This window comes from Streptomyces pseudovenezuelae (assembly GCF_029892565.1).
GTDB lineage: Bacteria > Actinomycetota > Actinomycetes > Streptomycetales > Streptomycetaceae > Streptomyces > Streptomyces pseudovenezuelae_A.
The window spans coordinates 717,423-743,685 of sequence record NZ_JARXVH010000005.1; the positions used below are offsets into that span (position 1 = coordinate 717,423).

Consider the following 26,263-nt stretch of genomic DNA (forward strand, 5'->3'; position numbering starts at 1 on the left):
CGGGCGGAACGCCATTGTCACCCTCCGACAGGGCAGTCGCAATGGTGCTGTTCCGGCACCCGAACCGTGCCCGTCAGCGGCAACACACCTCTCGGAACAGGGTGGCACGACTGGCATGCGGAACGCACCACGTTGGCGGCAGAGCCCAGTCCGCTGGGGCAGATCGACCCTGAGGTCCCCCCGCTGCTCGTTCGAAGTCCGACTCTGGGCGACGTGCTGCCAGCTCACTGTCCGCCCGTCGCCGTCTTCGTCCCTCCGCCATGCCGGGTCACCCGAGGACGGCATCGCATTCGGACGGCTCCGTGAGTGAACGCCGGGTCAGTGGACTTACTCGCCCACACGTACGCCTCGCCGGGCTGAAGCTGCGCCATCTGCTCAGAGCGCAAACTGGCGAAGGCGGTGTTCGCCTTCTGGAGGTGCTTCAACCAGGCCGGCGAGGTGAACTTGTGCAGGATGACGTGGTCGGAGAGTTCGATCAGAGAGATCGGTACGGAGGGCGGGTCCTGGCTGGCGACCAGGATGCTCATTCCCTTGTGCCGCATCTCGCGGACGGTCTCGACTAGGCCGGCGACGAGGTCCGGGCTGTCGATGTACTTGTGCGCTTCGTCGAAGACGACCAGCTTGTTGAAGTGTTCGTCCCCGCTGCGCGCCTCGGCGAACAGCTGCATCAGGACGACGAAGAGACCGAGTGCTTCGTCCTTCTCGATGTACTCGTCGCGGAGGTCAACGATGATCAGTCGGCCGGGTCGGATGAGGCTGGTGAGCCGGGCATTGTCGTCGATGTAGTCCTCGGCGAGGTTGAGCCGCTCCTGGGCCAGTTGCTTGACGTGGTCGGGCATATCGGAATCGGCCACGCCCTGCCGGATGACGCCGAGGTTCAGGTTGTTGCGGTTCGACTTCATGATGCGGGTCAGCTGCCGGATGTACGTTGACTGGTTGCCGACCGCTCCCATGAGGAAGCGCCAGTGGGATGCCTGGAGTTCGGCGGAGGAGAAGGCGAGCCGCTGGACGTCGATGCCGGGGAATTCCCGTCGGCGGTCGGCGACCTGGTCGGCGGGGGCGAGCAACAGCACGTCCGACAGCGCTTGGGGGTCGGCTCCGTAGCGCTCCTTCAGGACCTGGAGCTGCGCCTGGTCATCATTTGGGCGCGCCATGGAAGTGAACTCCGGTGCGTAGTCCATGGTGCGGCTGTAGTGGAACACCACGGTCGCGAGAGGGCGGGGAAGTTCGTTGACCGGCGGGGCGGGCAGCGAGGCCATCTCGATGATGCTGCCCAGGGTGTAGCTCTTGCCGCCTCCTTGTACGCCGAAGAGGCTGATGGTGTGGGTTTCGTCGAGATCGACCGCGACTTTCCGGCCGGCTACTTCGCCGAGTACACCGTGTTGCGGGGAGGGGCGAGTGACGCCGAGGAAGATGTCGGGGAGGCCCCCTGGTGAAGCCGATCCCGGTGTGACAGAGGTGGGCTCGGCATCGATGGTCGGCGACTCGTGGAAGCCCTGACTTTCAGGGACGGTGCCCGTCCACAGCGGATTTCCGGTACCGCCCGGAGGAGGAGCAGCCGATGAGGTTCCTTCCGGAGAAGGAGACACCGGGACCGCCCCCGGCGCATCGGCACCAGGCACGGTCAAAGTTGCCACGGACTGGGCCGGACCTGTCTCACGGCCCGCACGCTCAGGTGCGGTGAGTGGCGTGGTCTCGTTGTCGTTCGCGACCTCGTCCGTGTCGAGGATGGTCACTGCCTTGCCCCCACCGGCCTGCCCGCGGTCTTCCTCCTGGGCATCTTTGGCATCCCGCTCGTCCTGTACGTCAGGTGCCCGGAACTCGGCGTCGGAGAGCCGTGGCACAGCCAACTGCGACAGTGCCAGGGTGGGAGCGGTGGCCGCTCCGTCCTCCTCCTGCTCCTCAACGGCTAGGTCCGTGGGCGCGGGTACGCCCGGCCGAACAGTGGGAATCGCATTGATCAGCTCGGTGATCAGATCGCTGCCGATGCGGTGAAACTCCACCTCGTCGTCGAGTTCGCGGTCAGTTCCCTCGCGGGCGAGGTCGAAGATCAGTCCGCTGCGGGTGAAGTGGAGGGCGTAGCCGTCGTCGAGGCTGTCGAGCAGGGCGTGAGCCACCTTCCTGGGGGCGTGCCCCATGGTCCCGTGGCGTGCCGCCCGCTCCAGGTAGAAGCGGAGCAGGGAGCCGAGAGCCAGGTTCTTGACCGGCCGGTCCACCCGGTCCGGGAAGGTGTGGGCCGGATCGAAGGACTCGGTAAGGACGGTCTGGCTCCGCCCGAGCTGCTGGGTGACCTTGGCCTTGAGGCGCTGATAGGCGCCGATGTCGTCGAGCGCGGTGTAACACTTGACCTCGACGAGGCGGCAGGTGATGGTCCGGGTCCGCGCGTCGAGGTGAAACAGGGCGAGGTCGCTGCGCTGGAAGGAGAGTGCGTCGCCGAGTTCCCGGGCCTGACGGCGGACTTCGGCGTACAGCTCGGGGTGGGCGTCCAGGGGGACGACGATCTGGTTGTGCAGGGCGTCCTGGTAGTCCAGGTAGAGACGGGCCAGGGCGAGGCCGAGTACTTCGGTGCGCTGGGTGGGGGCGGTGGAGGCCAACTTGAAGGCGAGGTTGCCGGAGAGCAGGCGCAGTTGCTCGAAGAAGGTGTTGAGGTGGCGCTGCTCGACGTCGAGCCCGTGCTGCTGGGCGGTCGGTCCGAGCAGGGTGCGCAGTTCGTCGACCGAGTTCGAGCTGACCATGATCTGGTGGCCGAGGCCGCTGTCCAGCGAGGGCGCATAGTCGATGACGTACTCGGGTCGGTCGCGTCGTCCGGCGTGGTCGAAGTACTCCAAGCCGAGGGTCCTATCGATGGTGACGACCCAGTCGCCGACCTGGTGGGCCTGGTAGAGCAGGGCCCGGTCGGTGTTGTCGAGGGAAAGGACGGTGCACGGCACATGGCGCGGCGCCTGTCCCGCGGTGGCGACGTTGGCCGCGGCGCCGGCGAGGAGTCCGGGCAGTCGGCTCAGGAGAGTGGCAAGGTCCTCCGCGTCCTCGGCGGGCAGGGCGATGCCGTGGCGTGGCATGGTCCGCCACACGATCTGCTGCTCGTTGTCCTCGTACGTGGAGGACGTCGGCTGTACCAGACCGTGGACCGGGGCGTGCGCGATGTCGTGGCGCGTGACGGAACCGTGCTGTTCCCCGCCGAAAGCGTCGATGAGCACGGTCAGATGGGCGTCGAACTCGGTTCCGGGTTCACTGAACTCCTCCACCGAGCGGACGGAGTAGACGAGTTTCGCGCTCCGGGTGCCTTCCGAGGCATGCAGGAACGCCTCCGCCTCGGTGGAGGTGAACTGACTCTGCGCGCTGATCAGTTCACCCAGCGCCGCACCGGACTCGGGGGCTTCCGGGTCGGACACGCACAGCCGAATGTCGTAGGTGAGGTCCCGGGTGGGGGTGCGGCGCTGCAGTTCGAGGAGGGCATCGGCGACGATCTCCGCGCGGCCCGCGTTGACGACATTCATGACCAGCGTGCGGACGTACGGGTGGAGGCGTACGTACCGCTCGATCCGGTCGGCGAGCGCCGTACCGGACAACGCACCGGCTCCGCCTGCAGCGCGGGGGCCGGCGGCCGGGAGGTGCAGCGCTGTGGTGAGCCGGCCGAGCAGGCCACGGGGGTCAGCGGTCTCGCTGGGCAGGTAGGCGGCCCAGTACGGGGTGAGGTTGTCCGCAGCTGTCATGAGTCGGCCGTCCTGGCGCGGGACAGCGAACGGGAAACCCAAGGGTGAGAGGGCCTGGAGGAAGGAGTCGCGCGCGGCGATGACCCGGCGCTTGTCCTCGCCGGCGAGGCGCGCGGCCCAGTCCCGGCCCAAGGCCGTCCATGTCGCTAGCCAGAGTGCGCGAAGGGGGTGCGTCGGGGAGACAAGCAGAACGGTCTCGCGCCCGCCGAGACCGTCAGTGAGGGTGACGGCAGCGCAGTCGCTCTGTTGGATGCGGGCCAGCGCCACCAGCGCGGCGCCCCGGGCGCCGTCACCAGCCCGCTCCGCCTGAAGCGACTGGGCTTCGACCAGTTCCGCGTACGCCTCGATGTAGGCGACCAGTTCATCCCGGACCACCTCGAAGTCGACAGCCTCGCTGACCAGAAGCTGATCAGGATTGGCAAGTTCTCCCGCCTGGCCGCACAGGGCGGCAAAATAGACGTGGCGCGTCGCGAGGTAGCGGTCGTAGGCCTCGGCAGCCCGCCCGGTCAGGGCGAGGGACAAGTCCTCCTCGTTCCCCTCGGGGGTCTCGCTGGTGCCGTCGGGGCGCAGTACGAGCCGGCGCAGGGAGGTGTCCTGGGGGCGGGCGAGTAGGTCCTGCTGGAGTTGCACGAGCAGCGGGGAGAGCCGGATCTCTGCGCTTCCCGCCGTGTGGATCCGGGCGTTGAGGACGCGCAGAGGGCTGCGCGCCGAAGCGGTCTTCCAGCGGACGTCCGTCAGGTTCACACGGGCCGGATCGTCCCCGGCAGCCAGCGCGTCGAACTGCAGTGAGCGCAGCGCCTGGGTGATGCCGTCATAGCGCCCGGCACTGCGCTCCGGCGGCTCCTCGGTTTCCCCCTCGGGGACGACGTAGAAGCGTTCGCTCTCGCCGCCGGGCAGGTCATGCGCACCAGGGGCGATGTCGAGAGCGTCACCGGAGGCGTCGAGCGGGGTGATTTTGAGGTAGTGCCACCCTTCCTCCCAGTCGATCTTGTTCAGGCGGCTCAGCGGTGGTGTCTTGTAATCAGGCTTGGCCCGGGTCCCCTTGGCAACGTGGGCGATCCGTCCGATCGGCCCGCCGCTCTCCGAGACGATCTCCACGCGGAAGCGTTCAAGGCCCTCCACCTTGAGGGGGGACGGTTCGACGGTGAACCGGGCTGTCAGCTCTCGAACGCCCTTGTCCCCGGCGAGCAGGTAGGGCTGCCCCACGATGGCTTCGAGCGCCGGGTGGGCCTGCAGCTCCTCGGCGTTGTCGCCGGCGGCGGGCAGCCCGAGTTCGCGTACCTCGATAGAGACGGTGGCGCGGCGCCGTTCGTCGACGCGCCAGTTCCCGAAGGAGAGCGTCCAGTTCTCCCGGTCGACGACGATACGACGGGTCCATGTCACCGGGTCCTCCAGGCCGCATCGGGCGGCGAATCCCGCGAGCCTGCCGGCGAAGTCCGCGTCGGTCAGGCCCAGATCAAGGACGCGCTGACGCTCCGAGCGGCTGGAGGTGGTGAGTTTATCGACCAGCCTGCGGTTCCGGTCGGCCCGGTCCTTGACGAGCGACGGGTCGGCGTACAGCTCGAAGTCGGGTACCAGGCCGAAGTGGTAGACGGCGGCCCCCGCGACCTGGTCGCGGTAGTCGTTGGTCCGGAGCGTCAGCAGGTACAGGGCGACGGCTCGGTCGCCCGTCCGGTGCCCGGGCCTGTCGCGGAGTACGGCGAGCAGCTCGTCGACGCCGGGCCGCAGCCGGTCCGGTACCTGGTCGAGAAGGTGGTCGGCCAGCTGGGCGTAGGCGTCGCCGAGGGGTACTTCCTCGAACGTCGCGATGCCGAAGGAGTCCTCGGCGCTGACCCGGGTGCCCGGGGGGACGAAGACGAGGAGTGGTCCGGGCAGGCTGTTCCCGTTCCCGTCGTCGCCTTCGGTGCGGTTGCGGAACTCGACCAGTTTAGTACTGGTGACGACGGTGTCGTGGTGCGGCTGTTCGGGAGCAAGGTCGTTGGCGGTGCCCAGTACGCAGACTGTGGCGGCCGGCCCGAGTGCTCCCCGGAGCCGACGTACCAGCGCGGCCGCCAGTTCGGGCTCCACTTCGGTGACTCGCATGCAGTGCCCGGCGCCCCGCTCGCCGACCAGCTTGGCCAGGCGCGGTACGAGGACGCCTTCGAGGGCTTCGCGGAGGTCCTTAGCGGTGGGCTCCGCAAGGCCGGTACTGGTGCTGACGCTGCTCATCAGGCCGTCGCCCCCATTGTCGCGGCCCCGATGGTGTACCGGGGAATGATGGTCTGCGTCAGATAGGCATCCGACATGTCCTGGTAGTAGCCGATCTCGCGCAACCGGCTGAGGAAGGCCGCCGCATTGGCCCGCAGTGCGGCCTGGTCGTCCAGGTGGGCGCCGGAGAAGCCGTCGCCGTCCGGCAGCTGGTCGATGTGGATTCCGTACCGTTCGCGCAGCAGGGTGAGGAACTCGTCCACGCGCATGGGGGCGGTACGCAGATTGCCGCTGTCGTCGTCGCCCTCCCTGAGGAGCGACACCTGAAGGAGCACTTCGAGCAGGCGCGCATCCAGGACGAATCGCCGGACGGCGCTGTCGCGTCTGCCGCGCGGCTGGGCGAGCAGGGCACCGGGCCGGTGCTTGAGCAGCATCGAGTCGAGGCAGTCGATGAAGTAGCTGCGGTAGTAGCTGCCCTTGTAGTGCATCAGCATCTCGATGTACTCGTCGAAGGCGTTGAGCCCGAGCTGGGTGATCTGCTTCAGCTCCGGGGGAAGGTCCTTCTCCTCGTCCCGTACGCGGGTGGCGCGCTGAAGGAAGAACGCCTCGCGTTCCTTGGGATGGGTGGAGAGCCGCCGCAAGACCTCGGCCGGGGTGAAGTAGCTCCTGCCGACGGGCGGGGACAGCTTCTGGCTCTTGACGAGGTTCTCGGAGAACTCGTCGAGCTTCTTGATCTGATAGGTCGCCTGGACGAAACGCGTGATCCGCCCGTACCAAATGCCGGCGCTGCGCTCGGCGAGCGCAGCCGCCGGGGTGCCGGGCAGACCCTCGACGTCGACGAAGAGCCGCACGCGGTGCGGGCAGCGGTCCGCCGTCCGCGCGTCCTGATGCCCGGTCCGGCAGGTGGCGGGCGCCGATCCGGCCTCGATCGCGGCGGGCAGCAGCTTCATCATCCGCAGGTGGTAGAGGGCCAGGTGAAAGGCGAAGAGGATCTTCAGGTAGTCCACGAGGACGGTCCGGGGCATGTGGTCCTGGTGGTAGAGCAGCCGCAGGACGTCCTGGCACAGCTGGCGGGCCGGTTCGGCGCACAGGGCGGGGTAGGGGGTGCGGGGGCGGGTGGTGTCCGGCCGGTCCCGCATTTGTCCGCCCGCCTGCTTCACCAGGTGGAGCAGCGCCTGGGTCTCCACGTCGGTGTCCGTCCCCGGGGTGATTTCCGCGGTGGCGCGGTCGACGTCCGAGAAGAAGAAGTCGCGGAGCTGGTCCAAGGCCCCCTCGTCGGTGGCGAGCATCTCGTACAGCTGCTCGTCGGCCCCGTACGGACGGGACTTGCGCTTGTTGCGGAACCGGTAGGTGAGACCGTGCAGCGGCCTGGGGCCGGCCACCGCCTCGGTGGTCCTGCCCCGGTTAACCATGTCGAGGAGATGGGTGGAGACCCACCGGGTGGTGGTCTCCCGGTCGAAGCCGTCGAAGACTTCCGGGTGGTCCAGAAACAGCTTGACGAAGACGTCGACTGTGAGCTCGTTGGAGCGGTTGATCTTGCTGGGCATGCCCTGGTGCCACAGGCGGGCGAGTAGCCCGGTCAGGACACGATCCATGTCCAGTGTCTTGTAATCGAGCCGGCTGATGCCGGGGTGGTGGAACGTCCCCAGGGAACCACTCAGCGCCATGTCGTCTCCTCCGCCCTCGCGACGTCCCCTGCGATGCCGGCCACGGGGTCGGTCGCGGTGCCCGCACCGGCCGGATCGTCGCCGTCCGCACCGCCGTTGTCGTCGCCAGACCGTGCTGTCAGTTCTTCCATGTGCAGGACGGAGTCTTCGGTGCGGTGGATCCGTCGCAGGTCGTGCCCGTTTGTGGTGAGGAGGATCTCCTGGTACGGCACGGCCGCCAGCCGGTTCTTGAACACGGCGAGGGCGAGCTGCTGCCCTTGCAGGTCGGTCACAGACGGCCGGTAGCCACGCTCGAACCGCTGGAGAAGCTCAAACAGGTCGAGCCGGATGTCGAGTTCAGCCGTGCCGCCCTGGCTGCCAGCCGGATCTCGGTAGCTCAGCCGCAGCGAGGTGCGCCCCGACTCGATGTACGGCGAGGCCGCCGCGTTACCTGGTTCGAGCCGGAACCCTTCTGCGGGGAAGCGGCGGAAGGTACGGATGGTGCCGCCGGGTACGTCGCGCACCTTCAGCGCGAGGGCATCGCCGATCCGCTCGGGGGCCACGAGTCCCTCACCACGGTTGAGCGCCCGCAGGATCCGGTCCCGCTCCTTGCTGCCCGTTTGCGTTACGCGGGACAACAGCGCCATGAAGTGCAGCACTGACGGGTACGACAGCATCCGCTCCGCACGGTCCTCGTCGTGGAGTTCGAAGTAGAGCAGGCGGCGGGCCGCGTCCACGTAGTGGCGGTGGGCAGCGGTCTGGGAGACGCGTTCGGTGACCGACCGGCCGAGCTGCTCGAACGCGCCGCGCAGCAGTACGCGATCGCGGTCGCCGCGCCCGTCGACCGCGACCAGCGCCCGGTCCTCCAGGAGCCCGGCGTAGTCCAGACGACGGTCGAGCTGCGGCTGCGGAACCGCCGCCACATCGGCCTCGCGCAGCAGGGTCAGCAGTCGGTCCCGCTCGCGCGGACTGCCGTCGGCGGTGGCCGGGGCGCCGAGGTGGGCGGAGAAGTAGAAGCTGTCCAGGATCTCCTGAACGGAACCGGCCGCGTGCAGCTGGTGGATCTCGGCGCAGTCGCGGCCCGAGGTGAGGGTGTAGGCGAGCGCGGAGCGCAGGTCGCGCAGGGTGATGTGGAGCCTTCCGCGCATCTGGGTCACCTCGTAAAGGCGGCGCAGACGACGCGCAGCCTGCGGGCCGGCGGCGGGGTGCTGGAAAGTCTGGGCGTTGTGCCGGGCATAACAGGTGGCGGCCAGGTCGCAGCGCTCACAGTCCTCCCAGAACCGGTCGTGTGTCATCCGGTCGAGCATGCGCTCCAAGAGCGATTCGCCGTCCTGTGGTTCGCCGTCGGCATCGAGGGAACGAGCCGCGACATCACGTGCGTTGAGGTTGACGATGGCGACAGCCTGCCCGGTGTCCCGGCCCGCCAGGCCGAGGTTGGCCACCTTGGCGAGGTGCGGGAAGCGGTCGTGGTGGTGGCTGAGGAAGTCGACCAGACGTCCCTCGTTGATGGCGATCAACCGGGTTTCCCCCGCGACCGGCCACGCCGAGGCGTCGGCCCCGGCGAAGGGTGCGAAGAACTCGTCCAGTACGTCGTCGCCGCTGACCTCGCCCTCGTCCTGGCTGCCGTCGTGGTTGGTGCGGAACCGGTGCTCGGCCAGGGTGAAGTCGCTGCCGTTGGCCCGGCGGGGCCCGAACTCGGCGCCGAGCTCGCGCGCCTGGCGTTCGAACCGCTCCAGGAAGGCCGTCTTGCCGTCACCCGCGTTACCGGTCACCACGACCAGCGCGTGCCGTCCCTCCCGCAGCGCGGGCACGAGCTCCCGGTCCAGGGCCGTCTCGACGTACACGGACATCGTCTGCGGGTCGAGGCCGCGGGTGCCGCGGTTGCTGCGGCGGCTCTGGCTGTACAGCGTCTGCAGGTGGGCCACGAACGGGTTGGTGTTCGGCTCGGGCTCCTGCGACTCCTGCCCGGTGCCGGGTTCCGACGATGGCGCCGGGGGCTGCTCGGCCCGCTCGGACGAAGACAACGGGGCCACAGCCGGTGGTGGCGGTGCGGGGGCGACGCGCGCGGATTCCAGCGCCTCCAGCGCGCGCAGCAGTTCCTCGGCCGTGGAGAAGCGCTCCGCCCGGTACGGGGAGATCGTGCGCAGCATGATCTCGGCGAAGCCGGGCGCCAGGTCACCGAACCCGCTGTACGCGGTGCGCGGGTCCACCGGCGGCACACCGGGCGAGGGCCGCCCAACGCCCTCCCACGGGTACTGTCCGCCGGTCAGCGCCTCGTACAGGGTGACACCGAGGCCGAACAGGTCGCGGTCGGTGTAGCCGGAGGCATCGGCAGGCACCTGGTCCAGGTCCGGCGGGGAGTAACGAGGGCTTGTGTAGCTGTGTCCCTCGGAGGAGTCGGAGGTCTTGGAGATCCCGAAGTCGATCAGCTTGACGCCGTCGTCGGTCCACAGCAGGTTGCTCGGCTTGATGTCGCAGTGCCACACCCCGCGCTCGTGGATATGGCGCAGCCCGCGCGCGGTGTCGATCGCGAGCCGCAGCACGTCCGCCGCGCCCATCCGGCCGCCACGGATCACCTCGGCGACGTCCTTGCCTTCGACGAACTCGAAAACCAGGTAGGGGTACTCGTCCGGCGGCATCAGCCGGTCCGCGTCCACCATCGACACCACATTGGGGTGCGGGGCGTTCTGCAGCCGGTCCAGGACGCCCGCCTCGCGGCGCAGCCGCTCCAGGACTGAGTCCCGGTCCCGCAGGACCAGCTTCACCGCCCGGTCGACGCTCCTTATCGTGTCGTACACCCGGTAGGCCACTCCGAACGAGCCGGGACGGCCGAGACGGTGGCGCACCAGGTACTTCGTACCGAGCTGGTGGTCGGCCGGCAAATCACGGTAGAACTCCGGGCCCCGCGGACCGTCCTGCACGGGTTGCCCGGCGGAGGCCGCAGGAGGAGCCGGGGGAACTGCGGCTGAGGAGCCGATACGCCGGGCCGGAGCCCTCCGTGCTCCCATCACCAGGTCCAGGCGGCGCAGCGCCTCTACGGCGGTCGGCCGGTCGTCCGGAGCCGTCGCGCACAACTTCTGCAACCAGTGGGCCAGTTCGACGCGGACCTCGGCGGTTTCGAGGACCTGCGCAGGGAGACGCCCTCCCGCGTCGGCCTGCTCGGTGGCGGAGGTGAACGGCAGCTCGCCGGTGAGGAGCTGGAACGCGATGACACCGACCGCGTAGATGTCCGACTTCATGCCCATCGCCGCCGGGTCGGCATGGCACTCGGGCGCCAGATACGCGCGATCAGCGACCTGGTACGCCTCCCGCATGACCGTGTGGGCGCGGCGCTGCGCGGTCTTCGCGTACTCGAAACCGGTCAGCGTCGCCCGGCCGTCCTGCGCGATCAGCACGGTGGACGGGTTCAGCTCGCGGTGCGCGATCAGGCGGCTGTGCGCATGGGCCAGGCCCATCAGCATGTGACGGATCGTCCGCAGCTTCGCGTCGGCGGTCAGCGGGTCTGCAGCCCCGTTCAGGTGCAGGGCGAGGGCGTGCCCCGGAACGTCGTCGTAGACGGTGACGAAGGAGTCCTTGTCCTCGTCGGCGAAGAAATCCCGCACCCCGACGATGTTCGGGTGCGAGGGCAGCTTGCCGAGCGCCTCGTACGCGATGCCGATCCGCTTCTGCTGCTGGAGCCGCTCGGCCTCCGGCGCGTACGGATCGGCCCTGCGGACGGAGAGCCGGACCGTGCCCGACCCCTGCACCGCGAGAGCGTTCTTCGCCCGGTACTCGTGGTGGACGTCGTCGCCCTCCTCCGGGCCCGTCTCACTCAGCCGCTCGATCACTTCCCAGCTGCCGAACCGCAGAGGGCCCGACGGCGGCCGGGACGAACCCTGCACCGCGCGCACAATCAGCTCGTGGTGCGCCGAGACGTCCGTGTCGAAGCGGTTGGTCGAGGTGGGTACGCGGCTCACGTCCGCGAGCCGGCCGATCAGGTCCGGGAGGGTGACGGTGTCACGGGCGTCGTGCTGACGGGGCGTCCGGTCGACGAGCAGGGCATCGGGTGCGGGCAGGACGACGAGGGCGTCCGTGTAGAGCCGGGACAGCGGACGGTGGGCCGTCTCCAGGAGGGTCTTCAGTTGCTTGGCGTGCCCGCGGAGCTTCGGCAGCGGGGAGCGGAACGGCGCCCGGTGAGAGGGCTGCCAGCGGCCGCCGTCGACCTCGATGCGGCCCCGGGTGCCCTTGACGTCGATGACGTACACGGCGTGCCCGGTGATCACGACGAGGTCGACCTCGAACAGCTCGTTCCGGTTGTACGGAATCTCGACGGAGTGCAGGACCGTCCAGTCGTCGGGGGCATGATCACGCAGGTGCGCGATCACCCTCCGCTCGGCATCGTTGACGGCCTCCCCAACAGCAACGATCCTGGCACCCATCAGCCGACGGCCTCCTCGATGGCGGTGGTGAGCAGCGCGAGGGCCCGGTCCTCTAGGACATCGGCTTGGTCGCGGCATTTGTAGGCGTGGCGGACGGTGGCGGCGATGCGGGCGCGGGCAGCGGGGGATGCGAGAGGGACCGGCAATTCACGCAGGAACCTCGGGTGGTATTCCTGCTGCTTGCCCCCAACGCTGAACGACCGAAGGGCGCGGAATGCTGCCTCAGACCTGAAGAAGGCGAACAGGTAGGCACCAGGTACGTCAGAGTCCCCGCTGACGACACGAACGTAGTCCTGACTGTACGCATGCTTAAGCCATGACCCAGTCACGAGAATGGAGCGGCTGTACACCTCGTTCTCGCCGAGGGTGCCGCGCGCGGCAATCAGAATCGTCTCGTTCTGGAGCCGAATGTCATCAGGAGCGTGCGCTTCGCTGATCCAGCGTCCTTCGGGGCGCAACCAGAACGACTGACGTTGGCCGACGAGGCGGATGCCATGCTCTGAATCACTGTCGATCCGCTTGAACCGGGCGCCCGTACGCAGGCTGCCGCCCTCGCAGATGGAGCCGAGCGATCGGCCACGCACGGAACCCAACTTCTCGACCAACCGTTGCGCTCTTGGCGCGAAATTCAAAGCTCGCAGCGAGGCAGAGCCCACGCTCGGAACCTCGAACCCGAGGTCCCGCTCCTGCTGATGCCAGCGGACATCGATCAGATCGGGCAGCCCCACGCTCGTGAAGAGGTCTTTCGTCGCGCTGACCGAGGACGACTGGAACTCTGCACGCAGCCGCGCGCACTCTTCCACCAGGTCGTGGATCTGACCCTCGAGCTTCATTCCCAATCGCGGCACCGGCAGCCCCGCGATGTGATGAGGCTCGATGTGCTTCACGGCCGAGCCATACACCGACCCTCGCACGAGCGACTCGCCGAATTTGCTGAGCAGGAAGGCGTACAGATACCCGGACTTGATCTTCTCCGGGTCGGGTTCGACCTTGAGGGTGTCCTGCGATGACCAGCAGTCACTCATATCGGGCCGGACGTAGGCCCGCCGACCGGCATTGAATCCCGAGCACGAGATCAGCGTCATCCCGGGCTTGAGTTGGAGATAGGACAAGGTCGACGACTCCGCGTCCGACTTACGCAACCGGGGCAGCCCGGTCAAGTCAGCCGCCATCATGTCCTTCGTCCCGAGAAACGGCACGCTGTGTTCGGGGTCGGTGAGATAGACCCGCCGGAACATGGGCCCGTTGAAGATGCCGCCGTTATGCCCCACCGTCAGCCTCGCCAGCGGTTCCGTCTTCGGCAACTGCTCCAGCAGCTTCTTCGTCTTCATCGACCCCGCCACATACGGCGAGGCATCGAGCCGAAGCCCCTGGTCCGCGAACCAGTCGGACTTAACCGGGTTGGACAGCTCGGCGACCTTCACGCCCCGGCCTCCGTTCCCGCAGACCCGGCCGTACGCGGATCCACACCCGGCACCGGGTACTCGGCCCGGAACTTCCGGTATTTCTCCGCGATCACAGGCAGATCGTTGTCGATGACCTTCTTGCTGCGGGTCAGCGGCCGGGTCACCTCCTTGCCCCGGATACGGAGCCGCTCCATGACGACCTCCGTCTCCACCACGATCTCCCCGTTGGACTCACGCTTGTAGAGGTCGTTGCCACGCCGGTCGAAGCCGACCTTCTCGGCGACCGCCATGAAGACGGGGTAGGCCTTCTCCGTCCCGAGGTCGTGGTTCTGGATCTCCTGCCGGGTCTTGCGCTTCAGGAAAAGGAGCGTGGTGAGGATGTTGACGTTGGCGTCAACGATGAACGTCTCCACCGGCAGCTCGACGCTCGCGAGGACCCAGCAGTTCCGCAGAATGTAGCGGCGGATCGCCTCGTCCGTCGGTCCGGGGTTCGACAGGATGCCGTTCGGCAAGACGATGCCGATCCGTCCACCGGGCTTGACCCACTCGATGGCGCGCTGGATGAACAACTGTTCCGGCGCCATGCTCGACGGCATGCTGGTCGTGCTCGCCTCGACCTCGCCAGTTTCCTTGTTGCGCCCCCAGGACCTGGCGATCCCGTTGCGGAACGAGCCGAGCACCGACTCGTCACTGACCGGGATGTCCGCACCGAAGGGCGGGTTGGTCAGGAGTACGTCCACGGTGGGCTTGTCGAGCGGGATCTTCTTCTTCGCCGCCTCGACGCCTGGGAGGTGTCCCTGCGGGAAGGCGAGCGAGTCCATGTGGAAGACATTCCCTGTGGTTTGCGCCAGGGTCATGATCGCCATGGTTGTCGCGCGCACCAGAAACGGGTCGAAGTCGGAGCCGAACAGGTGCTTCTCCGCGTACTCCTTGAGCTTGTCGCCGTACCGCTCCCGCTCCTCCTTCTCATCCGGGAAGCCGAGCGTGCCGGCCTCCTTCTTCCAGGTTTGGTGCAGGTGCTTGAGGGTGGCCTGGAGGAAGCCGCCGGTGCCGCAGGTCGGGTCGAGGACGGTCTCGTCCTCCTTCGGGTCGAGCATCTCGACCATCAGGTTGACCGCGCCGCGCGGGGTGAAGTACTGGCCTCGGTCGCCGCGCAGGTTGGTGCCGACGAGCTCCTGGTAGGCAATGCCCTTGGCGTCGACGTCCGTGCCGCTCAGGTCGTACGGAGCGAGTTCGCTGACGATGAAGGCGAGGGCCCGGTCGGATAGGGTGATCTCGTCGGTGGGCTTGAAGACGCCCTTGTACTCGCCCTTGACGTCCTCGAAAAGCTCCTTGACGCGCTTACTGATGGCCGCGCGCCCGTTCTCGTCAAACATCTCCTTCAGACCGGTGCGGAACCGGCCGTGCACGGAGCCGTGGCTGACCCTCTCGTCGTACATCTTGGCGAAGAGAAGGTAGAGGAACTGCCAGAAGGCGGCGTCCTTGGGCATGCCCTCATTGCCGTGGATGTAGTTGTGGCAGCGCCGGAAAGCGATCTTAAGCATCTCCGGGTCGGCCTGGCGCAGCCGCTGGTGCGAGGCGACGGTGCGGCTGCCGAGGGTTCCGTCGGCAACCTCCCAGTCGCTGCGGTCCTCGAAGTCGGCGCCGAAGTCGCCGACCACCTTCTTGAGGAAAAAGAAGTCGACACCGTCAGTCCACATGCCGTCCGCGCACTGCGGGCGGTCCTCGTTGCCCATCAGTTCCTGGAGCTCCTCCAGGTCCTTCCGGGCCTGGTCGGGCTCGCGGAGCTTAACGACGTACTTCCCGCGTTTGGGCTCCTGCTTGCAGATCACCACCCGCCGGAGGTTTGCCGTGGTGTGCGGGGCCCCGGATTCAAAGATCGCGATGTCGGCCTTCTTGCTCCGCTTCCGCTTGGCACCCTCCTCGCTGACTGTGACGGAAAAGTCGCGCTGCATGTCGCCGGGGTCGATGCCGTGCTCGTGCACCAGGGCGCGGGCGATCCGCTGCCGGACCTTTTCCTTCTCCGTCTCCCTGATCGCTTCGCCAGAGATGTAGTCGACGACCTGGCCCTCCTTGAGGGTCGTGACCTTAGGCTCGGAGCCCTCCGCGACAGGCTCTGTGTCCTCCTCGGGCCGCTGCGGGATGTCCAGGTCCAAGGTCAGTTCCTCCATCGACGTGCTGCTACTTTCCTGTGCTCGGTGGTGCGGCTGAGGGCCTGCGCCCTGGGGCGGTCCGTGCGTGCGCCGTCACATCCGCCACCTGCGATCCTACGGCCGCAGGGGCGCCTCCGAAGGCGCGTTCCGCCAGGCCGGAGGGTGCGCAGGTCAGTGCCCCCGGACCCTACAGGGGAGCACCGACAAGGCCTGGGCTGAGGCGGGTGACGGGGCTGGGCCAGTGGCGCCCCAGCCCGTTACTCCCTGGCTCCGCTCACTTCTCCGTCGGCTCGTTGCCCTCCCGCAGCCGCACCGCCAGCGCCAGCTCGTCCAGCGACCCCTGCCCCGGCACGAACCATCGGATCGTGCCCTGCGCCGCGCTGTCCACGCCGGACGCCTCACGGCGCATCTTCCGCGCGAGGCCACTGGGCGAGTACCACTCGTCGTCAGCGTGCCACTGCAAGGGGTTACGCCCCACCTCGTTGCTCCACGTCGCCTGGGCCCGCCGCGGATCCGCCGCCAGCCACTCAGTCATCTCGCGGCGCTCCGGCTTGCTGTACGGGCGGAACTCCAGAACCGTGCCCTCCTCGATCTCGCCGGCGGCGACAAGGGTCGTCACGGCGTTCACCTTCCGCCCTCGGGCCTCGGCCGTGGCGACCTGGTAGTCATCGTTGAGCTCCGGGGCTTTCTCCTCGGAGTCGAGCTTGCGCAGAGCCGCACGTACCACTCGCTCAATCCGTTCCGTGTTCCGGACGGCGGCGATGATGTGGCTGGTCGTGCCGTACTCGTTGTCAATCGCATCGAGCACCCAGGACAGGGACTCACGGACCAGGTCGGGCACCTTGGCGAGCTCCGTTGCCCAGTCACACTCCGGATCCTCGATGGCCCGGGTGTCCAGGCGGCGATAAACGATGTGGGTGACCAGGAGGTCACCGTAGAAGGCCGCCGCGTCAGCGCGCCACACCAGCCCCTCACGCAGGAACTGCAGCTGCGCCCGGACCTCACGGAGAAGCTCGACGCTGCGCCAGACCTTGAAGACGTTCGGTTCGGGGCCGAAGGTCTCCTGGTAGTTGTGGTCCTCCCACAGCCCGGCGAGGTTGTCGTCACGCTTAGCCACGGCTGCGAGCCGGGCGTTCGGGCTGACAGCCGCGAGCGCCTCGGCGGCCTCGGTGATGGAGCAGCCGTGCGCCGGGTCGGGGACCGTCTCGCCGCGCTTAATGACGTAACTGCGCTTGAGGAGCATAGCGAAGTCGTCGCGAAGTCTGACCTGGCCGGGGTCAAGCGACTTGAAGTCGCGCTCCTCGATCGGGTTCTGCGTGTTCGTGGTGGTGGTCACCTGGTCGCCGAAGCCGGGCGGGCAGTCCTCCAGGGAGATCAGGCGTACAAGGACCCGCCCGTCCTGCGCCGCGCCCGTGTCCTCGGTGAAGGCCCGGTAGATGGCACTCACCGTCTGCGCGCCGTTGACCACACTGACTCCGGACAGCTGGAAGTTGCCCACTTTGCCGGGCAGCGCCCGGCCGATCGGCTGGATCGACTCGCACAGCATGGTGATGCCGTTACTGAAGTACCAGAAGTGCTCGGGCTCCTCCCGCAGGGTCTCCCTGATCTTGGAGTTGACGTCGCTCTCGTCGAGGGAGTCACGGATGTTCCGGGCGAAGAGGCCGCGCCGGTGCTCCTCATAGAGATCGGCGAGGTCGGGGACAGTCATGGTGCCGTACATCGCCTTGTATGGCCTCGACTCCTGACCGAAGCACTCCAACTGCACCTTGGTGTCGATCTTCGGTGCGGCGGAATCGCCGAGAGTCGCGCGGTGGAAGTCGCGCAGGTCGAGGACCTTGACTTCAACCATGTCGCGGACGACCTGGTTCTGCTCGTCCTGCTTCATCTTGATCAGCTCGCGCACGCCGTCGCTGAGCGGCGCCTCGCGCATGAGGGCGAGCACCAGGGTGATCTTCGGAGTGCCGGAGTCGTAGGCCCGCTCGATGTCGGGGACGAACGGCTGGAAGCGGCGGTTGAACCGGCCGAAGTTCCGGTCGAGCATCAGCTCCAGACCGTGGAACATCTTGTGCACCTCGGCCTCGCCGAAGCTACCTTTGTTCTGGTCACTCCACTTCGCCTGCACCAGACAGATCCGAGAGCGCGTGGTTCCGAAGTCCACGGCGATCGAGTCGAGGCCCTGGTCGTCCTGCCCGTCGAAGACTCGTGTGGCGGCGATCCGGTCACTGCACGGGTGCTCGATCTGCGCGGCGAGCGCGGCCAGACCACGGCTCAGGAGCGCCTGATGGCGATTGGCCTCCGACAGGCGCGCCTGGTCCGACATATCGATGAGGCCGGTGAAACGGTCCTCGATCGCCTTGCGGACGTACCCCACGTGCAGCTTGCTCACGATCCACCCCTGTCAATGCCTCAGATCGTCAACACCCTATCGGTGGGCAGTCCTTGAGGCCGTATCTCAACCGCTGATGGAAGGTGTAAATCGAACGGATTTCTCGCCGGGGGGTGACTTCCGGCTGTAGACGCATGAAGGCAGACACCTTGGTAGCTCGGAGGTGCGAACCGAACAACTTCACGGTCTGGTCGAGACCGTCCGCAAGGAAGTGGGCGGGCACGCTTCGTGCTGGGGAAGGTTCGGCCCACACCCCCCACTCACGACGGTGAGCTGTGCGGCCGGCGGGACCGGTCCTTCGACCCGTCTCGTCCGCCCTCGCGGAAGCGCCGCAACCAGGTATGCAGGGACTGTCGTGACGTGCCATACGGGCGGGCCACCTCCGCCACCGGCGAACCGTCCAGCACCTTCACCACGGTCCGGAAGCGGTGCTCGACCGTCCAGTCCTCACCGGCGTTCCCAGCAGGATCGGCTATCTCGTCCATGTCCGAACAACGAGCGCCACCCGTCAGGGTGTGCTCAGACCATCAAAAATCTTCCGCGACCGTCAAGCAAGTCCAGCACCAACGGCGTCAAGGATGAGCTGGGACTGCACATGTCGCAGGTCGAAGTCCGTATAGAGCACACTCTCGCCCGGCTGAAGGCCTGGTAGATCCTCCGCGACTGCCGCCTGAATGGCGACGGTGTGACCACGCCAAGCTCGGCATCGCACGCCTGCACAACCTCGCCCTCACCGGCTGAACAAGCAGCCCGCCCGGCAGGCGGCCTGAGCCGCACCATTCGGTAGGTCATTTACGGGACGACCCTTCGGTGCCGCCTAATTGCATGTGCGATCGGGGGTCTCCGCCACTCCCGCAGCTGAGTGGATCGCAGAGTGCCAATCCGAGTGAGGAATAGTCGGCGGGCTTCCTCGATTGATCTTGGTGCAAGGATCGCGGGAGGGGGCGCTGGTGGCGGAGCTGATGTTGTTCCGGCGGGACGCGGACGGGCGGGATGTCGAGCTGTCGGGTTCGACGGTGGCGCTGGAGGTGGAGCTGCAGCGGCGGGTCGAGGCTGGGCTGCAGCAGATGCTCGGCATCCGGTTCCTGGCGTCGGAGTACACGACCGGTCCGTGGCACCGGGGGCGAATCGACACCCTGGGGCTGGACGAGAACGGCAGCCCGGCGGTAATCGAGTTTACCGACCGCAGGTAGTCCTGCCCGTGATGTCCGTCTGGGACTGTGACCAGGTCGTCCCGGGCTTGTTTACCGACCGTGTCCGGGACGTCTGTCATGTTCTGGAGTCGGTACGGAGGACGAGTGGCACGGCACGTTGTGGTCGGGGACCTGAGGGTCCAGCAGATCGAGCGGAAGGACGGGCGGCGGTCGTGGACGATCGTGTGGCCCGAGGGGACGGTGCACACGGAGGCGGACCGGTTCCTGCGTCTGCATGATGGTTCGGGAACGCAGAGGACGTACGCGTATCTGCTGGTGGACCATCTGCGGTGGCTGGAGCGGGAGTGCCTGGCCTTCACCGCAGTCCAACTGCGGGACCTGGAACGGTACATGGGCATCGTCGGCGCGGAGGTCCGTATGCCGCTCGGCGAGCCGTGGCGGGTCGGCAAGCGCCCATACAGCCACTCCGCGCTGTCGACTGCGGCGGCCTGCCTGAAGGGCTTCTATCTGCATCAGTCCTCCCTCGGCATCAACGACGAACTCGGCAAGAGACTCGATAGGTCGCGGCTGCCGTCGCGGGTGGACCGGCGCCGTTCGTTCCTCGGGCATGTGAAGTCGTCGCTGCCTACAAACCCGCTGGCGCCGAAGGGGCCGCACCGCCGGCACCCGAAGATGCTTCCGGACGGCGCCCGGGAGAGGCTGCTGGAGACGGTGAACGCCGCCCGGGACCGGCTGGTGGTTACCTGGCTTGCCGACGGCGGGCTTCGCATCGGCGAGCTCTGCGGCCTGCACCTGGTCGACCTGCACCTGCGTGAGAACGCGGCCTGCGGCGAGTGCCGCGCCCCTCACCTGCACGTCTGCCACCGGCCCGGCAATCCGAACCGGGCCGAGGCCAAGACCAAGCACCCCTGGCGGGTCGAGCACGGCATCGTGACCGGCGGGCTGATCAAACGGGTCAGCCCCGCGATGGTGCACACCTACTTCGAGTACCTCACCGCCGAGTACCCGCGCGGCGCCGGGCACGGCATGCTCATGGTCCAGCTGCACGGCGCCGATACCGGACAGCCGTGGGCGCCGGTCGGGGCCCGGCGGATGCTCGGCCGGGCCGGGAAGCGCGCCGGACTGGGGGTCGTGAAGCCCCATGCCTTCCGGCACTCGTTTACTTCAGCGGTTCTCGACGCAGCCGACGGCAACCTGCTCATCGCCAGGGACGCCGGCGGCTGGGCCTCGGCCGCGATGGTGGATGAGGTCTACGGCCACGTCGATGTCCACGACCCGGTCTTCGATGCCGCTCTGCGCACGGTCTGGGGTGAGGCGAAGTGACGGCGCCGTCGCTGCTGCCTCAGCAGGATGCCCGCACGCGACGGGACCGGCTGGAGGTGCTCACCGCGCTGATCAACGGGCCCGAGTTCGACCCGGTGCTGCGCGGCGGGGTGCTGAAGATCCCGCCGACGCACTCGGTCTATCCGTGGAGCTGCACGGTCGTCGACTGCGCGCGGCCCCGCTGGCGGCGCTACGCGATGTGCTCGGTGCACGCCGAGCAGTGGCAGGAGGCGGAGGGGCGCGGCATAAGCCGGGCTCAGTTCTTGCGGACCGCGCAGCCGCTGCCGGCCACGGAGATGCCGGAGGCGATGATGTGCCGGATCTGCCCCGAGCGTCCGGCGTTCAGCCTGCAGCTGGTGCTGTGCTTTCGGCACCGCAACCGGTGGCTGAGCCACCTGAAGCGGCACCCCGGCGGGGGCGAGGCGGAGTTCGAGCGGTGGCTGGTCGACCAGCCGGCACTCCCGGGCTACGGCGAGTGCCGCGCGGACGTGTGCGACGAACTGGCCGCCTCGCCGCTAGGGTTGTGCGGCGCGCACGAGCGCGGCTACATCCGGGCCGGGCGGCCGGGCGGGGCGAAGCCGCCGAAGAACTTCTTCGCCACCTACGAGCGCCGTGATCGCCCTGTCCCGGTGACCTGCGAGGACGAAGTCGCCTTCCGCGACTGGTGCCGCGCACAGCTGCCGGTGCACCGCACCGGAACGGTCAACCTGCGCGGGCTGCGGCCCCTGTTGCGGGCGGAGTTTCAGTGGGGCATGTATGTCCATGGCCTGCAGCCCGTTACCGTGTGGCACCTGACGTGGGTGCAGTCACTCGCGGACGAGTGCCAGCGCCGCGCCGTGGACTCCCTGGCCGGCCTGGAGGCGTCCGTCTTCCGCCGCGACTATCACCGGCGCATGGTCCAGGAGATGCAACAGGCCCTGCGGAAGATCTACTTCACCCCCTCCGACACCCGGGACACCGGCTACATCGAGACCGAGCACTTCGGGGTGCGCTTCCCCCACCGCTCCAGCTACGTCGACCTGACCTGCATCACCCAGCGGTGGCTGCGCGACCTATTGTGGGAGCACATCGCCGACGTGCTGCGCTCGCCCACCTGCCCGCGCAGCGCCCAGCCGGTGGACTTCGTGCGCCGCGCCGGCGCCGAACTGTCCGCGTTCTTGGAGGCGGAGGCGCCGGGCGGCGGCCACGACCCCACCGTGCTGCGCGGCGAGCACGCACACCGCTTCGCCGCGGACCTGCGCAACCGCGAACGTCTCGGCCTGGCGTTCCGCGGCCAGGCACGCCTGGACGGCAGAAGGGCGAAGGTCACCGAGAACTCGCGCCGGATGGTGTTCAACTACGGCCGGTCCCTGCTGCGCGGCTCGCTGGACAGCGGCAGCGCCGACCAGATCGGCCTGGACCGCGACTTCATCGCCGCCATGCCGGTCGGCGGCCCGGGCACGCCACGCAGCCGCAACCCCTTCCCCGACGAAGTCGCCCGGGCGCTTGCGGACGAGGCCAACCTGCAGCAGCTCGCCGACGGCCACGACCCGCACGACCGGGGCCTGAGGGACATGTGGGAAACCATTATTGTCACCGGCCGGCGCGCCAGCGAGGTCATCCAGCTCCGTCTGGACTGCATCGGCCGCTACGGCGGGCTGCCCTTGCTCTGGCACGACCAGACCAAGGTCGGCAACCTGAACGCGGCCGTCCGCATCCCCGACCATCTCCTGGACCGGCTCGAAGAACGCCGCCAAAAGACTCTGACCCACTACGCCGACCGGCACGCCGGCCGGCCGCCCACTACTGCCGAGCGAGCTCACCTGGCCCTGTTCCCCACCGACATCCTCAACCCCGACGGCCGCCGCGCTCTGTCCTACACCTGGTTCCACACCGGCTTCCGCAGCTGGCTCGCCGAGCTTGACCTCGGTGGTCACTACGTCGCCCACCAGGCCCGGCACACGCTGGCCACCCGGCTGCTGCGGCACGGCGCGAGTCTGACGCACATCCGCCGTTACCTCGGTCATGTCTCAGAGCGCATGGCCGAGCACTACGTCCACCTGACCCAGTCGGACCTGGAGAACGTCCTTCAGCACGTTTGGGTCGCCGGACCCGGCACCGCCCACCCCGGCGACTTCCTCACCAGCGAGGCCACCCGGACCTCGACGAGTTTCTCCTCTCGCACAGCGACGTGCAGAAGGAGACCCAGCTCCACTACATCGCGTACAGGCGGATCAAGAATGTCGCCACGGTGCGCGTTCAGCCTCGCAACCGAGTGCTCGTAGTCAATCTGAAGCTGGACCCCGACACGGTGGAGATGCAGGACGGCTTCTCGCGAGATATCCGCGGGTTGGGGTGCCTAGGCATCCGGGATGGCGTCGAGATACGGATCGGATCGCGTGAGGATCTCGATCGGGCGGGTGATCTAATCCGGCAGAGCATCGAAACCTCCTGATTCGCCCCATGGTCAAGGGCGGTTGCGTCACACCAACCTGGTGACGCAACCGCCCTTTCCTGCGTTCTGGCCCCAGTGACGGGACTTCTCGCTCTCACTCCTCAGGTCCGGCAAGCTCGAAGTCGTGCTGTGTCAGAGCATTTTGGAGACGCTCCTCTGCGATGTCGGCGTAGTGCTTGGAGAGTTCGACACCTATGAATTGGCGGCCTTCTCGCAGGGCTGCGACGCCGGTCGTCCCGGACCCGGTGAAGGGGTCAAGGACCGTTCCGCCCGGCGGACAGATCTTCACCAGCTCCTGCATCACCTCCACCGGCTTCTGCGTGATGTGCACGCGACCCTTCCGCGGCTGACTCGCCGTGTAGAGACCGGGCAGGTAGACGGGGTTCCGATTGGCGTCTACGGGCCCCTTGGTTCCCCAGACGATGTACTCGCACGACTGCTTGAGTCGGCCCTTCTGCGGCCGGGAAACCGGCTTGTGCCACGAGGCGATCCCCCGCCATGTCCACCCGGCGGCCTGGAGCGCATCCGTCGTCGTCGGCAGCTGCCGCCAGTCGGTGAAGACGAGCGCGCTGCCGGACTCGACGGTTGCGCGGTAGGACTCGGTGAGCAGGAGGGTGAGCCAGAAGCGGCGTACGATCGAGATGGCCGGGCCTTGCTTAACTGCTCTCGCTGCTACGCCGGCGGCAGGTTGTTGATCTGGTCCTGCAGCCGGACGATGTCCCCTTCGGCCTTCGCGAGACGGGTACGGATCTTCTCCACCACGTTGTCGGGCGCCTTCGCCAGGAACGCCTCGTTACCGAGCTTGGCCTCCGCCTGGGCCTTCTCCTTCTCGGCCGCGGCAAGGTCCTTGGCCAGCCTCTTGCCCTCGGCCGCGACGTCGATCGTGCCGGACAGGTCGAGCGCGACCGTGGCACCGGCGACCGGGAGGGTCGCCGTGGCGCTGAAGCCGTCACCCTCCGGCTGCAGTCGCAGCAGCTGACGGATGGCCGCCTCGTGGGCAGCGAGCTGCGTACCCGGCAGATCCAGGCGTGCCCGGACCTTCTGGCCGGGCTGCAGCCCCTGGTCCGAGCGGAAGCGCCGAACCTCGGTGATCACCTGCTGGAGGCTCTCGATCTCCGCCTCGGCTGCGGCATCGCGGAACCCGCTGTCCGCCGGCCAGTCGGCGATCACGACGGACTCTCGGCCGGTGAGCGTGGTCCACAGCGTCTCCGTCACGAACGGGACGATCGGGTGCAGCAGGCGCAGCGTCACGTCCAGGACCTCGCCCAGGACGCGGGCCGAGACCTTGGCCGCGTCGCCGCCGGCCATGAACGTCGTCTTGGACAGCTCGACGTACCAGTCGAAGACCTCGTCCCACGCGAAGTGGTACAGGGCATCGGCGAGCTTCGCGAACTGGTAGTCGTCGTAGTACGCGTCCGCCTCGGCCACGACGGTGTTCAGCCGGGACAGGATCCAGCGGTCCGTGGCCGACAGCTGCTCGGCCGGGGGCAGCTCGCCCTCGATCGTGGCGCCGTTCATCATCGCGAACCGCGTCGCGTTCCAGATCTTGTTGGCGAAGTTCCGGGACGCCTGGACCCAGTCCTCGCCGATCGGCACGTCGGTGCCGGGGTTGGCGCCCCTCGCGAGGGTGAACCGCAGGGCGTCGGAGCCGTACTTGTCCATCCAGTCGAGCGGATTGACCGTGTTGCCGAACGACTTCGACATCTTCTTGCCGTGTTCGTCACGGACCATGCCGTGGAACGCGATGGTGTGGAAGGGGATCTCGCCGTCCATCGCGTACAGGCCGAACATCATCATCCGGGCGACCCAGAAGAACATCAGGTCGTAGCCGGTGACCATGGCCGAGTTCGGATAGAACTTGGCCAGGTCCGCGGTCTTCTCGGGCCAGCCCAGCGTGGAGAAGGGCCACAGGCCGGACGAGAACCAGGTGTCGAGGACGTCGGTGTCCTGCTCCCAGCCCTCGCCGCTCGGCGGCTGCTCGTCGGGGCCGACGCACACGGTCTCGCCGTTCGGGCCGTGCCAGACGGGGATCCGGTGGCCCCACCACAACTGCCGTGAGATGCACCAGTCGTTGAGGTTGTCGACCCAGTCGAAGTACCGCTGCGACAGGTCGGCGGGGTGGATGTTCACCCGGCCGTCGCGGACCGCGTCACCGGCGGCCTTGGCGAGCGTCTCGACCTTCACCCACCACTGCAGGGACAGTCGCGGCTCAAGGGTCGTCTTGCAGCGCGAGCAGTGGCCCACCGAGTGGACGTACGGCCGCTTCTCGGCGGCGATCCGGCCGTCGGCGCGCAGTGCGGCGACGATCGCGGACCGCGCCTCGAAGCGGTCGAGCCCCTCGAAGGGGCCGTGGACGGTGATGACGCCGCGCTCGTCCATGACGGTCAGCGACTCCAGGCCGTGCCGCTGGCCGATGGCGAAGTCGTTGGGGTCATGGGCGGGAGTGACCTTGACGGCACCGGTGCCGAACTCCGGGTCGACGTGGGTGTCGGCGACGACGGGAATCGTGCGGCCGGTCAGCGGCAGCGCGATGCGCCGGCCGACGAGGTGCTTGTAGCGCTCGTCGTCGGGGTGAACGGCGACGGCGGTGTCACCGAGCATGGTCTCCGCACGCGTGGTGGCGACGACGACCGTGTCGTCCCCCTCGCCGTACTTGATGGAGACGAGCTCGCCGTCGTCGTCCTGGTAGTCGACCTCGATGTCCGAGATCGCCGTCAGGCAGCGCGGGCACCAGTTGATGATGCGCTCGGCGCGGTAGATCAGGCCGTCGTCGAACATCTTCTTGAAGACGGTCTGGACGGCACGGGACAGGCCCTCGTCCATGGTGAAGCGGTCACGGCTCCATGCGACGCCGTTGCCCAGGCGCCGCATCTGCCCGGCGATCTGACCGCCGGACTCGGCCTTCCACTGCCAGACCCGCTCGACGAACGCCTCACGTCCCAGGTCGTGGCGGGACTTGCCTTCCTTGGCGAGCTCCCGCTCGACGACGTTCTGGGTCGCGATGCCGGCGTGGTCCATGCCGGGCTGCCACAGCGTCTCGTAGCCCTGCATGCGCTTGCGGCGGGTGAGGGCGTCGATCAGCGTGTGCTCGAAGGCGTGGCCCAGGTGGAGGGAGCCGGTGACGTTCGGCGGCGGGATGACGATGGTGTACGCGGGCTTGTCGCTCTTCGCGTCAGCCTCGAAGTAACCGCGCTCTACCCAGCGCTCGTACAGCGTCCCCTCTACCTCGGCCGGCGTGTACTGGGTCGGCAGTTCGGGGGCGCCGTTCGGCCCGCTGTCGGGGCGCTGAGTGTTGTCGGTCACGACGGCCATTCTATGGGCCCGGCATCCCCGCACTTGCGTGGGCTTTTCACCTCAAAACCGACACAGGTCAGGGCATGAAAGGCCGCACGGATGCGATTCAAGTGTGACCAAGAACACTCCCGTACGGCCTCTCTCAGCCT

General features: G+C 67.9%; 10 protein-coding genes and 2 pseudogenes. 3 read left to right on the plus strand and 9 right to left on the minus strand.

Annotation, left to right across the window (positions count from 1 at the left end; translation table 11 throughout):
• Nucleotides 1-224: 224 nt before the first annotated feature.
• From mads8 to M2283_RS19740, 7 genes are all read right to left on the minus strand, one after another.
• On the minus strand, nt 225-5,921 hold the full coding sequence (gene mads8 / locus M2283_RS19710) for a methylation-associated defense system ATP-binding protein MAD8 (RefSeq protein ID WP_280877582.1): 5,697 nt from the start codon (nt 5,919-5,921) through the stop codon (nt 225-227).
• Nucleotides 5,921-7,567 carry a methylation-associated defense system protein MAD7 gene (mads7, locus tag M2283_RS19715; RefSeq protein ID WP_280877583.1) on the minus strand — a complete coding sequence of 549 codons (1,647 nt, stop codon included), beginning with the start codon at nt 7,565-7,567 and terminating at the stop codon, nt 5,921-5,923. The genes mads8 and mads7 overlap by 1 nt, the downstream gene beginning before the upstream one ends.
• On the minus strand, nt 7,558-11,964 hold the full coding sequence (mads6, locus tag M2283_RS19720; protein ID WP_280877584.1) for a methylation-associated defense system protein kinase MAD6: 4,407 nt from the start codon (nt 11,962-11,964) through the stop codon (nt 7,558-7,560). The genes mads7 and mads6 overlap by 10 nt, the downstream gene beginning before the upstream one ends.
• Nucleotides 11,964-13,388 (minus strand): methylation-associated defense system restriction endonuclease subunit S MAD5, encoded by a 1,425-nt coding sequence (mads5, locus tag M2283_RS19725; protein ID WP_280877585.1) that lies wholly within the window; start codon nt 13,386-13,388, stop codon nt 11,964-11,966. The genes mads6 and mads5 overlap by 1 nt, the downstream gene beginning before the upstream one ends.
• Complete coding sequence (mads2, locus tag M2283_RS19730) at nt 13,385-15,541, minus strand: methylation-associated defense system DNA methyltransferase MAD2 (RefSeq protein WP_280877586.1); 2,157 nt, start codon at nt 15,539-15,541, stop codon at nt 13,385-13,387. The genes mads5 and mads2 overlap by 4 nt, the downstream gene beginning before the upstream one ends.
• 256 nt (nt 15,542-15,797) lie before the next feature.
• Nucleotides 15,798-17,909, minus strand: a complete 2,112-nt coding sequence (locus M2283_RS19735) for an AIPR family protein (protein ID WP_280877587.1) — start codon at nt 17,907-17,909, stop codon at nt 15,798-15,800.
• A gap of 260 nt (nt 17,910-18,169) precedes the next feature.
• Complete coding sequence (locus M2283_RS19740) at nt 18,170-18,394, minus strand: helix-turn-helix domain-containing protein (RefSeq protein WP_280877588.1); 225 nt, start codon at nt 18,392-18,394, stop codon at nt 18,170-18,172.
• Between the two features lie 465 nt (nt 18,395-18,859).
• On the opposite strand from M2283_RS19740, the pseudogene M2283_RS19745 reads away from it, so the two are divergent.
• From M2283_RS19745 to M2283_RS19755, 3 genes and pseudogenes are all read left to right on the plus strand, one after another.
• Nucleotides 18,860-19,087: pseudogene (locus tag M2283_RS19745) on the plus strand (DUF5655 domain-containing protein); the annotation flags it as partial.
• Between the two features lie 120 nt (nt 19,088-19,207).
• Complete coding sequence (locus M2283_RS19750; protein ID WP_280877590.1) at nt 19,208-20,386, plus strand: tyrosine-type recombinase/integrase; 1,179 nt, start codon at nt 19,208-19,210, stop codon at nt 20,384-20,386.
• Nucleotides 20,383-22,650 (plus strand): tyrosine-type recombinase/integrase, encoded by a 2,268-nt coding sequence (locus M2283_RS19755; protein WP_280877591.1) that lies wholly within the window; start codon nt 20,383-20,385, stop codon nt 22,648-22,650. Before M2283_RS19750 ends, M2283_RS19755 begins: the two co-directional genes overlap by 4 nt.
• 264 nt (nt 22,651-22,914) lie before the next feature.
• On the opposite strand, the pseudogene M2283_RS19760 reads toward M2283_RS19755, so the two are convergent.
• Together M2283_RS19760 and M2283_RS19765 are read right to left on the minus strand one after the other, a co-directional pair.
• Nucleotides 22,915-23,448: pseudogene (locus M2283_RS19760) on the minus strand (DNA-methyltransferase); the annotation flags it as partial.
• A gap of 44 nt (nt 23,449-23,492) precedes the next feature.
• A complete protein-coding gene (locus tag M2283_RS19765; RefSeq protein WP_280877592.1) occupies nt 23,493-26,123 on the minus strand; it encodes a valine--tRNA ligase in 2,631 nt (876 codons plus the stop codon).
• Between the last annotated feature and the right edge of the window lie 140 nt (nt 26,124-26,263).

What these genes read in the sequence shown, in the direction of transcription:
- mads7 (WP_280877583.1), bottom strand. Translation starts at nt 7,567, where the DNA reads ATGGCGCTGAGTGGTTCCCTGGGGACGTTCCACCACCCCGGCATCAGC.
- M2283_RS19740 (WP_280877588.1), bottom strand. Translation starts at nt 18,394, where the DNA reads ATGGACGAGATAGCCGATCCTGCTGGGAACGCCGGTGAGGACTGGACG.
- mads2 (WP_280877586.1), bottom strand. Translation starts at nt 15,541, where the DNA reads ATGGAGGAACTGACCTTGGACCTGGACATCCCGCAGCGGCCCGAGGAG.
- mads8 (WP_280877582.1), bottom strand. Translation starts at nt 5,921, where the DNA reads ATGAGCAGCGTCAGCACCAGTACCGGCCTTGCGGAGCCCACCGCTAAG.
- mads6 (WP_280877584.1), bottom strand. Translation starts at nt 11,964, where the DNA reads ATGGGTGCCAGGATCGTTGCTGTTGGGGAGGCCGTCAACGATGCCGAG.